Raw genomic sequence first — 13,237 nt, forward strand, 5'->3', positions numbered from 1 at the left:
CAGAAATCATAGTCTCCCCTAGCCAGCCAGGAGAGAACCGGCGGATGAGGATACCCCCGGCACTGCCTCTCCCTCGGCGGGATAAAAGGCTCCTGGCTTGTCGAGTTCTCGGGCGTCACCGTTGAACGCGCCGTACAGCATCATATGACTCCTGGGCGGCTACGCCCACCGGCGCGGCGATTTCTGAAGTCATAAAGACACCAGGAACGGGCGCCGAGGGGCAGGCGCCCGAATTCGTTATGAAAGAGTTGTCATCAGATCGGTCTTGAGCAATTCCATGTCCGGGAAGGGATTGCCGAATCTGTGCATGGTCATCGACACGGCCTGCTCGTGCAGCATCTCCATGAGCTCGACCCGTGCCGCTCCGACCACGGGGTGCGTGAGCACCGCGATCTCGGGAGTGCCTCCCAAGGCCGCGACCAGGTCGACGTCGGAGCCGATCAGCTTGATGCGGGCACCGGCGCTCAGATCCTCCGGTTCGGCGGTGACGATACCGCCTTCGGCAGCACCCGCTGCGCCGTGGCCGGAAGCCTTGGCCTGATCCCCGGACAAGGTGCCGGACAGGGCCTGCTCCCGGAAGTCCTCGTCGGTGCTCGCGGGCAATACCGCCGCGAAGAGCTTGCGGGCCACCAGCGGCAGCTCGTCGGAGATCCGCGGCGAGGGGCTGAGCACCACGTGGGAGCCGGAGCGCCCGGCGGCCAGGCCCACGCGCACGACGTCGGTCACCGGCGCATCCTCGGCCGCTCGCACCACGACGCGCCGTGGCCGGTACCGGAACAGGTTGACCTCGGCGGTGAGTGCCGTGGGGTCCTTCGCGACCCCGAACTCCTCGTCCCAGGCGCGCTGGTCGACCGCCGCGCAGGCCCGCAGCCAGGCGATGTCGGCCTCCGGCAGGGTCATGCCCAGCTCCGGGGAGTTCACCACCTCGTCCACCACGGGATGCGAGCTGCTGCCGGGGGTCTCTCGATGGAACCCCGCCTTGTACCACGTGCCCAGCTGGGCCAGGTAGTTCGGTCCGCCGGACTTGGCGCCCAGGCCCACGGAGGATCTCTTCCAGCCCCCGAAGGGCTGCCGTTGCACGATCGCGCCGGTGATACCTCGATTGACGTAGAGGTTGCCGGCCTCCACCCGCTCCAGCCACTGCCGGATCTCATCCGTGTCCAGTGAGTGGATGCCCGCGGTCAGCCCGTAGTCCACGGCGTTCTGCCATTCGAGGGCCTGGTCCAGGTCCTTGGCCTCCATGAGCCCCAGAACCGGCCCGAAGACCTCCGTGAGGTGGAAGAACGAGCCGGGTCGCACGCCCTTCTTGATGCCTGGGCGCCACAGCCTGCCGGTGTCGTCCAGCCGCCTGGGTTCCAGCAGCCACTCCTCGCCGTCGTCGAGCTGGGTGAGCGCACGGCGCAGCTTGTCCTCCGGCTCCTCGATGACCGGCCCCACCACCGCCTGCAGGTTCTGCGGCCAGTCGACCACCATGGACTCTGCGGCGTCCAGCAGCTGCCGCTCGAAGCGCTCGGATCTGCCCACGGAACCCACCAGGATGCCGAGTGAGGCCGCCGAGCACTTCTGGCCGGCATGGCCGAACGCGCTGGTGACCAGGTCCCACACCGCCTTGTCGCGGTCGGCCGCCGGGGTGACCACCAGGGCGTTCTTGCCGGAGGTCTCACCCGTGACGGGTCGCCCGGTGCGCCATTTCCCGAAGAGCTCCGCGGTCTCGTAAGCGCCGGTCAGCACGATGCGGTCCACGCCGGGGTGAGTCACGAGGGACTTGCCGGTGTCCCCCTCCACGGCCTCGACGAGCTGCAGGACGTCGCGGGGGACCCCGGCGTCCCAGAGCGCCTCGAGGATCGCCGCCGAGCAGCGCCGGGTCTGCGGCGAGGGCTTGTGGATCACCGCCGCACCCACGGCGAGGGCCGCGACGGTGGAGCCGCAGGGTATGGCCAGCGGGAAGTTCCAGGGCGGCGTGACCAGGACCAGGGTGTCGGGGTCGAAGACGGCGCCGTCCACCTGTTCGAGCTCGAGCGCCTTGCGGGCGTACCAGCGGCAGAAGTCCATGGCTTCCGAGACCTCGGGGTCGCCCTGCGGAAGGGCCTTGCCGGTCTCGGCGGCGGCCACCGCCAGCAGGTGCGAGCGCCGCTCCCCCAGCAGATCGGCGGCACGGTTGAGGATCTCGGCCCGCTCCCGCGCACCGCGTGCCCGCCATTGCCTGGCTGCGTAGCGGCCCTTCTCGACGACGACGGCCACCCCGTCCTCGTCGAGGTCCTCCGGGAGGGGAAGGGCCCTGAACCAGCGCCGGTCCGTGACCCGCTCGGCGATACCCTGCGCCCAGCGCTGATTGGCGGGGACGGAGACGTCCGTGTCGGGTTCGTTGGCGAACGGCTCGTCCAGGGGGATGTGCCCCCGGTACCCGCCCTGCTCCTCGGCCGCGCGGTCCTGGAGGCGGTGCGGCTCAGGGGCCCCTTCACCGCCCGTCGCGATGCCCTCGGCCAGCACCTGGTCCACGGCGGTCCGGAACCGGCCCGCTTCTCGTTCGAAGACCTCGTTGCCCGGCGCCAGCTCGAAGATCCCGGACATGAAGTTCTCGCTGGCGGCGTTCTCCTCCAGCCGGCGGACCAGGTAGGACACGGCCACGTCGAACTCCGCCGGACGCACCGCCGGCACGTAGAGCAGGATGGGCCCGAGGTCCTCGGAGACCGCCACGGACTGCTCCACGGCCATGCCCTGCAGCATCTCGAACTCGATCCGGCCCCCGACGCCGCGCTGTTCTGCGAGCAGATGCGCGAAGGCGATGTCGAACAGATTGTGCCCCGCTACGCCGATCCGCAGACCGGTCAGCCGGTCGGGGGTGAAGGCCCAGGCCAGCACCCGCTTGTAGTTGGCGTCGGTGGACTGCTTGGAGTCCATGGTGGCCAGCGGCCAGTCGTGGATCTCGGCGTCGACGTGCTCCAGGGCCAAATTCGCGCCTTTGACCAGCCGGACCTTGACCTGCGCCCCGCCGTCGGCCACGCGGCGTGCCGCCCAGGCGGAGAGGCGCTGGATCGCGCCCAGGGCGTCCGGGAGGTATGCCTGGACCACGATCCCCGCCTCGAGGCGGCTCAGTTCGGGACGGCTCAGCAGGCGGATGAAGACCTCGGTGGTGAGATGGAGGTCGGAGTAGAACTCCATGTCCAGATTGATGAACTTGGTTCCGGCCGGGGCCGCGGCCGCTTTGGTGTAGAGGGGCAGGAGCCGTTCCACCACGCGCTCGACGGTGCCCTCGAACCCCCAGTGCGACAGTTGCGCGACCACGGAGGAGACCTTGATGGAGGCGTAGTCGACGTCATCGCGGTCCAGGAGCTCGTCGACGTCGGCCAGGTGCTTGTCGGCCTCGGTGCCGCCCAGGACCTCCTCGCCCAGGAGGTTGATGTTCAGGGGGTTGCCGCGCTCGGTGAGCCGTGCGATGGCCTTGCCGAACGCGGCGGGACGGGCGTCGATCACGAGGTGGCCGACCATCTGGCGCAGGCGGCCCCGGGCCACCGGGATGACCACGGCCGGGGCCAGCCGGGAGAGGCTCCCGCCCGCCACGATCTGGGAGCGGTCCAGCGCGGAAAGGCTCCTGGGCGCCAGCTTCGACACCCGTTGCAGCGCCTTCGCAGCGGCCCTGCTGTCCTCCGTACGGATCACCCGGTCCACGAAACCGGTGGTGAACTCCAGGCCCTTCGGATCCTTCAGGATCGCCGCGAGCCGGTCCGCGCCCGGGGAGCTCGCCTTGCCCTCCTGGGCCAGCTGCTCAGCGCGCCGGAGCCACGTCTCCACCTGGTCGATCGCGGGCTCGACCAGATCGGCCAGGCCGGCCAGGGCGCCGTCGTCGTTCATGTGTCCGGTATCAGCGGGCTCGTGCGAGGTGTTCGACACGTGTGCGGCCTCCCTTTCGCCTCACCCTGGGACGGAACCGAGGCATTCCCACGGTCTCCGGCCTTCCGATTCCGCAGGGTCCAAGTGGGCCGGTGACAACACTCTAGGCGACTCAGGTGTCGGCCGTGTCACAGGGAAAGTCGTCTCATCACCACGCTTATGACCGTGTGATCGCTACCCGCCGGACTACCCCACGCCGAAGAACCTGCGCAGCTTGCGCTTGATGAATCCGAAGAACGAGTTGTCCGCCATCACGTCGGCCACGTGATGCAGTTCCCGCTGCTGTTCCCGGATGAGCACGGTGAGCTCCGCGTTCTGCCGCTCCAGCACGTCCAGGCGCTGCTGGAGGCCGTGGAACTCCCGGGCCAGGTACAGCGGCAGCCCGATCCCGTTCTGGCGGGTCCATTCCTGGAAGTGCCGCTCGCGCACCTCCAGGTCGTACCGGCGATGCCGCTCCGCCTGCGCGTGCATGGAGTTGCCCAGGTGACCGGCCTGGTCGGGGCGCTGCTGCCAGAACGCCAGGGGCCGGCCGTCGATGAAACCGATGGTCGAGGCCTGGGCGAACCGGAGGTGGAACTCCCAGTCGCCGACGGCAGGCAGGGTCTCGTCGTACTCCCCGATCAGCCGGTGCATCTCCCGCCGGTACAGCAGTGAGATCGGCACCCCGCGGTTGATCATCACCAGGTCGGACAGGGTGATCGACTGCAGGTCCTTCCAGAAGGTCTCCCGCCCCGTCTCGGTGATGACCGGCGGGTCGGCGGAGAGGTCGATCTGCTCGTAGACGATCTCGGTCCGCACCATCACCCCGCCGTCGTCGCAGGAGGGACGTTCCAGATAGGCCACGGTGCGCTGGAGGAAGAGGGGATGCCACCGGTCGTCGTCGTCATGGACGCAGACGAATTCGCTGTCCGCCGCGTGCAGGCCGATGTTGGAGGCCGCCTCCATCCCGAAGGCCCGCCGGTTGTGGATCACCGAGACCCGTCCCGCGAACTCCCTCTCCCGCGCGGCCACGAGGGCCTCGACGGGCTCGGGATCGCCGCCGTCGTTGACCAGGACCAGCCGCCAGTCGGCGAAGCTCTGCGCCAGGACGTCGTCCAGCGCACGCTCCAGCAGCAGGGCGCGGTCCTTGGTCCGCATGATGATCGCGACGGCGGGCCGGTGCGATTCCGGGACCGGGGCCAAGGGGCGGGTCCAGTCCCGGCGCAAAGCGCGGGCGATCTCGGTGCCCGCACCCGAGGCGGGCACCTCCTGGACCCCCGACGGCGACGGCGCGGAACCCGTGAGCCCCACCGTGACCGCGTCCCACCACGCCGCCGAGACCTCCCGGACGTCCGCCCGGCGCGCCAGCAGATCGTCCGCGACCTCGCGGTGGGCCTCCACGGCTTCGCGGGTCCACTTCTGCGCGGCATCGCGCAGGTCCCAGGCCACGGACCGCGGGGTGATCAGGGCGGCGAGGGGCACCACCTGGCCGGTGATCCCCCACGTGGCGCAGGCACCGGTCATGCGCACCTCGGCGAACTCGTCCACCGCGATGGGCAGGACCGTCGCCCCTCCGGCCAGGCCGAAGACCACGGGGTGGTAGCGGGAGGAGACCACGAAATCGGCCGTCAAGGTCCGGCGGAGGCTCACGGCGGCGGGCTCGATCTCGTACTGCACGGATTCGCTGTGCATCCGCCGGGCGATCCGGCGGTGGAACTCCTCGTCATGGTCGTGCTCGCCGAACTGTGCCAGGTGCGGGACGAACTCCACGGCGCCGCCCGTCCGGTGCACCAGGGCGTCCAGGACGACGGCGAAGGCCTCCGCCGCCTCGCTCTTCTCGAACGCTCCTGCACCCGGGGCGAACGTCGCCACGATCCGCGGGCGGGTGGGGTCGGAGGGAACGAGATCCGCGGAGGCGGGTTCGGCGTCCGGCCCCTCCGAGACGGTCTGGTCGATCGTCGGCACCACGGAGGTCCGTGCGCTCGGGGCGTCCGAACCGTGCTTGGCCCAGGGCGCCGACAGCGCATCGAGCGCCCAGCCCACGGCGTCGTCCGGGCAGGAGCGGATGCCCTTGTGACCGGGGCACAGCGTCCGGGCCAGATGCAGGGACTCCGCCTCCCGCAGCCCCACCAGGACGGCGCTCTCCAGGGTCTGGCGCAGCACCTCCCGGTCGGGCGCGGACAGGGAGGGCCCCAGGGTCTGGCCGCTGATCACCACCGGCTTGCCCGCGGACCTGGCGATCCGGGCCACCGCGGCGCGTTCGTACAGCAGCCAGCCGAAGCCGGAGTTCATGTTGCCACCGCCGGCGATGAGCACCGCGTCCACGCCGCGCAGCGCCTCGATCAGGGCGAAGACCGGATCCGAGTCCGGCAGGACGCCGGTCTCCCCGGCCAGCACCCGGTCGATCTGGGCCAGCCGCCGCTCCCGCTGGGCCGGCGGCCACGGGAAGGGCAGGGCCGGGACGGTCTCGACGCTCTCGAAGTACGTCAGCGTCTGCGCGGCGTCGCGGGTCAGCACCACCAGGTCCGTGACCCCGCGGGCCTGGAGGGCAGCGACAGCGGCGTGTCCCATGGCCTCGTCGCCAACGTGGTAGTTGGCCTGGCCGATGTCGTTGAGGATCGCTACGCGCATGGGGGGAATTTTCCCACAGCCGGAGGTGGGCTCAGGTCTCCCGGGCACGCCGGTGGACGGCCGCGTTGCCGGCCTCACGCAGGTTGTCGTCGAAGGTGGGGACGGAGATCTCCCTCGTGCCGTGGGTCAGGTCCGCACCGTACGGCAGGGGATCGTCGTCGGGGTCGTCCAGCAGCTGCGGCGCGGCGGACCGGCCCTCGGCGCGGTCGATCGCGGCGATCGCCTGGATCAGGCTCAGGTGGGGCAGGGCCTGGGGAATGTTGCCCAGCATGCGCCCGTCCTCGCCGGGCACTCCCTCGTAGGCGGTCGAGAGCAGCCCCAGGTCGTTGCCCCTGCTCAGCACGGCGCGCACCACCTCGCGGGCTCGTTCCACCTGCCCGCTGCGAGCCCAGTTCATCGCCAGCCACAGCGTGACGCTCAGGTGCCCCACGTCCTCGCCCGCGAAGCCGTCCTGACCGATCTGGCTCTCGAAATCCTCGGGTGCGCTGCCCGGCGGCCGGTGGATGTTCTGATAGCGGCGCAGCAGGCCGCGGCTGTCGCCGAGCTCCGCCGTGATCCGGTCGACGGTCCGCGTCATGCGCTCGTCGTCCCAGGAGACGAAACCGACGGTGGGCAGCAGCAGCAGGGAGGCGTCGACGTGGGTGGAGCCGTAGTGCTGCACGAACGTGCCCACCTCGGGGTCGTAGCCGGAGGTCCAGATCTCCAGTGCCAGCTGATCGCGGTGGGTCTCCCACATCTGCAGGTCGCCGTCCAGGCCGTGGGTCCTGACCGCATCCACGCCGGCCTGGAGCGCAGCCCACATCATCACCCGCGAGTGGGTGTAGAACTGCGGTTCGCCGCGCATCTCCCACAGGCCCTGGTCGGCGTCCTCGTAGTGGCGCAGCAGGTGGCCCAGCAGGGCCTTCTGCAGGGGCCAGGACAGCTGGTCCTCCTCCAGGCCGCGACGGCGCAGCTTCTCGAAAGCCACCATGACGTGTCCCACGGTGTCCGACTGGTACACCCGCGACGCCGAGTTCCCCACTCTCACGGGACGCGACCGTTCGTATCCGGGCAGGTCCAGTGAGTGCTCGGGCGTATCCCGCTCACCGCCGAGCCCGTAGACGTTGCGGATGTCCCCCGGCTCTCCCGCGAGGGCGCGCAGCAGCCAGTTGCGCAGCTGCAGCGCCTCCCGGTCGTGACCGTGGTCCAGCATGACCTCGAGAGCGAAGGCGGCGTCGCGGACCCAGGAGTAGCGGGAGTCCCAGTTGCGGTCGCCGCCGATCCGTTCGGGCAGGGAGGTCGCCACGGAGCCCACCAGCCCGCCGGTGCGCTGATGCATCAGGGCCCTGATCACCAGGAGGGACCGGCGGATCTCGGCCTCATGAGCGCTGGCCTGCAGGCTCCCACCGGCGTCGTGGGCCGCGCCGCTCTCATCGGCGTCGGCCTCGTCCCGCCCGTCCGGGGACGCCTGCCGGGCCTCCCACTGCGCATCCCAGTCCCGCCACAGCTCCTTGGTCTCGCGCAGCTGGGCGCTGATGTCCCTCGGCGTCGGCGGCGTCCGATGCGAATCGAAGTGCGTCAGCACGAAGTCCCTGGTCTGCCCCGCCGAGACCGTGAACCTGCCGACGTGCCGGGGCCCCTGCTCGTCCCGGACGAACGCCGGCATGGGCTTGCCGTACAGGGCCATGGAGTCCGGCCCAGCCATGGCGATCACGTCGGTCCCGTCGGATTGCCCGGTCTCCGGATCCGGCGCCGATGCGAACTGCGAGATCCAGGGGACGATCTGCCCGTAGCCGAACCGCAGGCGGATCTCCTGGTGCATCTCCACCTCGCCCGTCAAGCCCTCGACGCGGCGCACCAGATCCAGGTCGGGCGACAGCGGCATGAAGTCGGAGATCCGCACGGACCCGGTGTCGGTGATCCACACGGTCTGCAGGACGAAGGTGTTCTCCGAGTAGGAGCGATCGCCCACGCGGCAGTTCTGCCGCCATTCGGGCTCGGGGAGGTCGGCGCCGTCGTCGTCGACCGTCGCCGACGGCGCCAGGAGCCACCTCCCGTCCTGGGGCGCGCCCAGGAGGGCGCCGAACACCGACGGGGAGTCGAAACGGGGGACGCACATCCAGTCCACGGATCCGCGGCGGGACACCAGCGGACCCGTCTGCATGTCGGACAGCAGAGCGTAGTCCTCGATCAGGGAAGCCATGGTTTTAATCTCGCACATTCGAGACGGGTTCGCAGACCACCGGATCCCGCGTGGCCCTGCCGGCCCCGGACCTCAGCTACGGCGACGGCGCCCGGCCACCACCATGGCCCACGCCAGCGAGGCGACCGCGACCAGCCCCGCCCCGATGATCACCACGGGATTGGCGCCCGCCCGGGTCATGGCCAGCCGGGACTCCGCGCTGGCCTGAGGTTCCAGGATCTCGGCGTCCTCCGCGGCGGATCGTTCCTGCGGGGTCTCTTCGTCCGTCCAGGTCTGCCCGGGTATCAGAGCGGAGGATTCCGACCCCAGGACCATGGAGGCCATGGGAGCGTCCGCCGGGGTCTCGGCCGGGTCGACCATGACCAGGAGGGAGTCACGGGCGGCCAGACTGGGTTTGACCTGCTGATCCTCGGACCGCACCTCACCGGACTCCACGGTGATCGGTTCCCCCTCACGGGTATGGCCCTTCACGGTCACGCCCATGGACTCCACTTCCGCGACGTCCTCCGAAGGCACGGCCACGTTGAAGCTCCCGGTCTCGTCCACGTACGCGGTGCCGAGCTCCTCGTGCGTCTCGGAGTCGGTCAAGGTCACCGTGGGCTCTTCCACCAGCTCCTGGCCGACGATGGTGCCGACGAAGAGCATGCTGGTGCTGGCGCTCTCGCCGGGATAAATGGTGAAGTCGGTCTCCTCGGCGGGGCCGGGTTCCGCACCTCCGGTAGCCCCCGGATCCGGCGGCAGGGTCTCCGCGGGCGCCGGCGGGGTGGTCTCAACCGGCGCGGTCTCAACCGGTACCGGCTGCGGGGCGGCGGTCTCCACGACCTCGGGGGCGGGAGTCGCCACCGGGGCGGGCTCGGTGGTCTCGACGGCCGCCGCGCCCGGGGCCGCGACGACCACAGCCCAGCTCACCGCGAGCATGGCGAAGCCGCTGCGGATGATTCCGCAGCGTCTGGGCTTCGCCGAGGGCATTGCCAGATCCTTTCTGGCGCACCGTGACGGCCTCTTGGTCTTCGAGCAGCGGGGAGAGCATGACCAGGGGACGTAACGGCAGCTGTGGTGGTGGTAAGAGAACCCTACTGCGTTCAGCCGTCCGGAGGGCCGATAACCGCGAAGATGGCAAGAATTACCGATCCCCGGCTTCAGACAGAGTCATCGGGGTGTCCGTGCCGGTCAGGTGGCGTCCGTCTGCTTGGGGTCCTGCGACTTGAAATGGCGCAGCGCGATGTGCAGATTGCCCGCCTGGCGCAGCAAGACCACGCCGCTGGCGAAGGCTGCTCCCGCCAGCACCACTTGGATCAGCGTTGCCATGTCGAAGTTGTTCATTGCAGCCCTCCGTTCTGTTGTTCCCTAATGCAATCGTCCCACTTGCATGTTGTATTGACCAACAGTTGCACGGTTATTGCGTCAAGATTCGATGAACCGCCGGGAATTCCTGCGTGATCAGGAGACCGGGGTTCACGGCATTGCGACTTTGGATTGAACTCCTCCCATGGGTTCCTGCGGCGCTCGATCGGTTCGCCGGACGTCCATAGCGTCGACAGCATGAACAAGAACAAGCACCGCCCACCCGCCCCTGTCGCCTCCCTGATGCCCGCCACCAGGCCGAACCCCATGGTCCGGCTCGGGCGTCTCATCCGCCGGCACCCGCTGATCGCGTTCTTCGCGCTGGCCAACGCCCTGAGCTGGACGGCGTGGTTGCCCTACGTCCTCTCCTTGAACGGATTGGGTGTCCTGCCGTTCCGGGTTCCGGAGATCCTGGGCACCAGCCAGTTCGCCGGAGCATTGCCTGGCGCCTACCTCGGGCCGATCACGGCCGCGTTCCTGGTGACGGCCATCGTCGACGGACGGAACGGGTTGCGGGCGTGGGCCGGACGGCTATGGCGCTGGAGGGTCGCCCCGCGCTGGTATGCGATCACGCTGCTGGCCGCACCCGCTGGCATGGTCCTGACGGGCATCGCCTTCTCGGGCGGTCAGATCGCGGCGCCTTCCCTCGCGGCGATCAGCGCCTACGCTCCGATGCTCCTGCTCCAACTCGTGACCACAGGCCTGGCGGAGGAGCCGGGGTGGCGCGACTTCGCGCTACCGCGCCTGCAGAGCCGGTTCTCTCCCCTCAGCGCGTCGTTCATCCTCGGCCCGCTGTGGGCGCTGTGGCACGCACCGCTGTTCCTCACCGAATGGGGCGGGTATCCCGACGCCGCCTGGTGGCGTCCCCTGGCCTTCGCCGGCTTCTGCATCGCGTTCAATATCGTGATGTCGTGGGTGTTCAATCGTTCCGGGCAGAGCCTGCCGCTCTCGATGCTCATGCACGTCAGCGTGAACACCTTCGCGTCAGTGCTGTGGTTCGAGATGTTCCCGGCGTTCGACGAGGACGGCTTCTTCGCCGCCCTATTCGTCGGCGCGGCGGTCGCTGCGGTCGCCATCGTCATCGGTACGCGCGGGACACTCGGGTGCACCATGGCACCGTCGTCCTCAACGGCCGGGACTGGAATCGCGTCGGCCGAACGGGCCGAGGAGCACGGCACCACCAGGGTCTCCCCGTGAGCCTGCACACCGTCGCCGCCACCCGTTACCATGAACGGGTGGCGGCGGAGCGACTCGACCTGGGAGGAACCGCGGTCATCGCGGCCGCAGCCGCATTGGTCTCCCTCGGAATCCTCGGAATGATGGCGATGGTCCTCCGCGAGGATCCCGCCGGGGACGCTCCGGCCGTCACGGCCCTGGCGTTGAGTTCGACGACCGCCACGGTCTCGCTCCAGTCCCTGACGCTGCTCTGGCTGGCCCGCGCCCCGGGCGTGAGCCTCCTGATCGCAGCCGGCCTGCCGGTGATCCTGGCGTTCCTCGTCCCCAACGAGCTGTACAGCACGACCGCGGTCCCTGTGGCGGTGGCGGCGTTCTCGGCGGGGCTCCGGATGCCCTTCCGCCGAGTGCGCCGGTCGGCCGCCGGGGCGGCCATGCTCTTGGGCGCCGGCCAGGTCGCGAACAATTTCGGCTCCGGCCGATCGGATCCGTTCGCGGTGCTGCTGGAGTCCCTCGCCCAGGCCGTCATCGTCGTGGGGCTGCCCCTTGTGCCCGCCATGGCCATCGCGGCGCAGCGCACGGTCCGGGCCGCTCAGAGCGAGACCATCACCGCTCTGAGACGTGAGCGCGACGCTCAGGTCGGCGAAGCCATCGCGCTCGAACGGGCGGCGATGGCGCGCGAACTGCACGACATCGCCGCCCACCACCTCTCCGGAATCTCGCTCATGGCCTCCGCCGTCGCCCGCCAGGTCGAATCCGACCCGGGAGGCGCGCGAGCCGGAGCCATGCAGATCCGGGAGCAGAGCACGGCGATCCTCCAGGATCTCCGCCGCCTGGTCGGTCTTCTGCGAAGCGAGACGGACGGCGAGTCATCGGTGAAGACCCTGGCCGCCCTCCCGGCGCTCGTCGAGTCCGCCGAGCGCACGAGCGGTACGGTCCTCCTGGATCTCCGTCTCGCCGACGACCGAGATCCATGGCGGGGCATCGGCCCCCTCGCCCAGCTGGCGGCCTACCGTATGGTGCAGGAGTCGCTGACGAACGCCGCGCGCCATGCACCGGGGGCAGCTCGCACCGTCGTCGTCGACGACACCGATCCCCGGCACCTGCTCCTGAGCGTGGGCAACGCCTCCTCGCCAGCATCGCTCCGCTCGGTCGACGGCACCGGATTCGGTCTCATCGGCATGCGGGAGCGGGCCACACTGGTCGGCGGCGCTTTCGAGGCGGGCCCCACCCCGGGCAACGGATGGAAGACTCTGATGACCATCCCCCGTGATTCCGGGCATCGTGACGCACAGGAGGCATCGCCGTGATCCGTGTCCTCGTGGCCGACGACCAGCCACTCGTCCGCGCGGGCCTCTCGGCTCTGTTGGGCGCCGAGAACGACATCGAGGTCATCGGAGTCGCCGAAAACGGTGTCGAGGCACTCGCTCTCGCACGTCAGCTGGTACCGGATGTCGCCTGCCTCGACATCCGGATGCCTGAGATGGACGGCATCGAGGTCGCGACCCGCCTCTGCGGCCCCGACGCCGACCCGCGGATCCCGGTGCTGGTCCTGACCACCTTCGATATCGACGACTACGTATTCCGCGCGCTGGAGGCCGGCGTGGCGGGCTTCCTGCTCAAGGACTCCGACCCCGATGAGATCCTGCGCGCCGTTCGTCATATCGACGGCGGGCGCGGCACCCTCGACCATGCGCTCACCCGCCGCATCGTCGATGAATACGTTCAGCATCGCCGTCTGCAGCCCGTCTCCGCCGGACGAGCACTGGAGATGCTCACCGCCCGGGAGCACGACATCCTGCTCCTGCTGGCGGAGGGAATGTCGAACGAGCAGATCGCCGCGTCCCTCTTCGTCGAGGTCGCCACCGTGAAGTCGCATCTCACCCGGATGCTTCCCAAACTGGGGGTGCGGTCCCGCTTGCAGGCGGTCGTCTGGGCGTACCAGAACCGCGTCGTGGAGGTTCCCGACCCTCCTCGGGATCGGCCCGGCCGAGATCGAGGCCCCCGGTGATGCCGTCAGCGGCGGGGCTTCGGGCT

At 69.8% G+C, this 13,237-nt stretch carries 8 protein-coding genes; 3 read left to right on the plus strand and 5 right to left on the minus strand.

Annotation, left to right across the window (positions count from 1 at the left end; genetic code table 11):
* Nucleotides 1-237: 237 nt before the first annotated feature.
* The 5 genes from FCK90_RS12810 to FCK90_RS15430 all read right to left on the minus strand — a co-directional run bounded on the left by FCK90_RS12810 (nucleotide 238) and on the right by FCK90_RS15430 (nucleotide 10,006).
* Nucleotides 238-3,852, minus strand: a complete 3,615-nt coding sequence (locus FCK90_RS12810) for a proline dehydrogenase family protein (protein ID WP_158034750.1) — start codon at nucleotides 3,850-3,852, stop codon at nucleotides 238-240.
* 225 nt (nucleotides 3,853-4,077) lie between these two features.
* Complete coding sequence (locus FCK90_RS12815) at nucleotides 4,078-6,501, minus strand: polysaccharide pyruvyl transferase family protein (protein ID WP_158034700.1); 2,424 nt, start codon at nucleotides 6,499-6,501, stop codon at nucleotides 4,078-4,080.
* A gap of 31 nt (nucleotides 6,502-6,532) precedes the next feature.
* Entirely contained in the window at nucleotides 6,533-8,683 is a 2,151-nt protein-coding gene (locus FCK90_RS12820; protein WP_158034701.1) for a glycoside hydrolase family 15 protein, read from the minus strand.
* Between the two features lie 72 nt (nucleotides 8,684-8,755).
* Complete coding sequence (locus FCK90_RS12825; protein ID WP_158034702.1) at nucleotides 8,756-9,652, minus strand: hypothetical protein; 897 nt, start codon at nucleotides 9,650-9,652, stop codon at nucleotides 8,756-8,758.
* Nucleotides 9,653-9,853: 201 nt separating this feature from the next.
* Complete coding sequence (locus FCK90_RS15430; protein ID WP_181954315.1) at nucleotides 9,854-10,006, minus strand: hypothetical protein; 153 nt, start codon at nucleotides 10,004-10,006, stop codon at nucleotides 9,854-9,856.
* A gap of 219 nt (nucleotides 10,007-10,225) precedes the next feature.
* Between FCK90_RS15430 and FCK90_RS12830 the strand changes: the two genes are divergently transcribed.
* From FCK90_RS12830 to FCK90_RS12840, 3 genes are read left to right on the plus strand one after another with little or no spacing between them, the layout of a single operon-like run.
* Complete coding sequence (locus FCK90_RS12830) at nucleotides 10,226-11,224, plus strand: type II CAAX endopeptidase family protein (protein ID WP_246180357.1); 999 nt, start codon at nucleotides 10,226-10,228, stop codon at nucleotides 11,222-11,224.
* Nucleotides 11,221-12,510, plus strand: coding sequence for a sensor histidine kinase (locus FCK90_RS12835; protein ID WP_220433337.1), 1,290 nt, complete (start codon nucleotides 11,221-11,223; stop codon nucleotides 12,508-12,510). The genes FCK90_RS12830 and FCK90_RS12835 overlap by 4 nt, the downstream gene beginning before the upstream one ends.
* Nucleotides 12,507-13,211, plus strand: a complete 705-nt coding sequence (locus tag FCK90_RS12840; RefSeq protein ID WP_158034703.1) for a response regulator — start codon at nucleotides 12,507-12,509, stop codon at nucleotides 13,209-13,211. Before FCK90_RS12835 ends, FCK90_RS12840 begins: the two co-directional genes overlap by 4 nt.
* Nucleotides 13,212-13,237 lie beyond the last annotated feature (26 nt).

Origin of the sequence: Kocuria coralli (assembly GCF_008831305.1) — a bacterium.
Classification (GTDB): domain Bacteria; phylum Actinomycetota; class Actinomycetes; order Actinomycetales; family Micrococcaceae; genus Kocuria; species Kocuria coralli.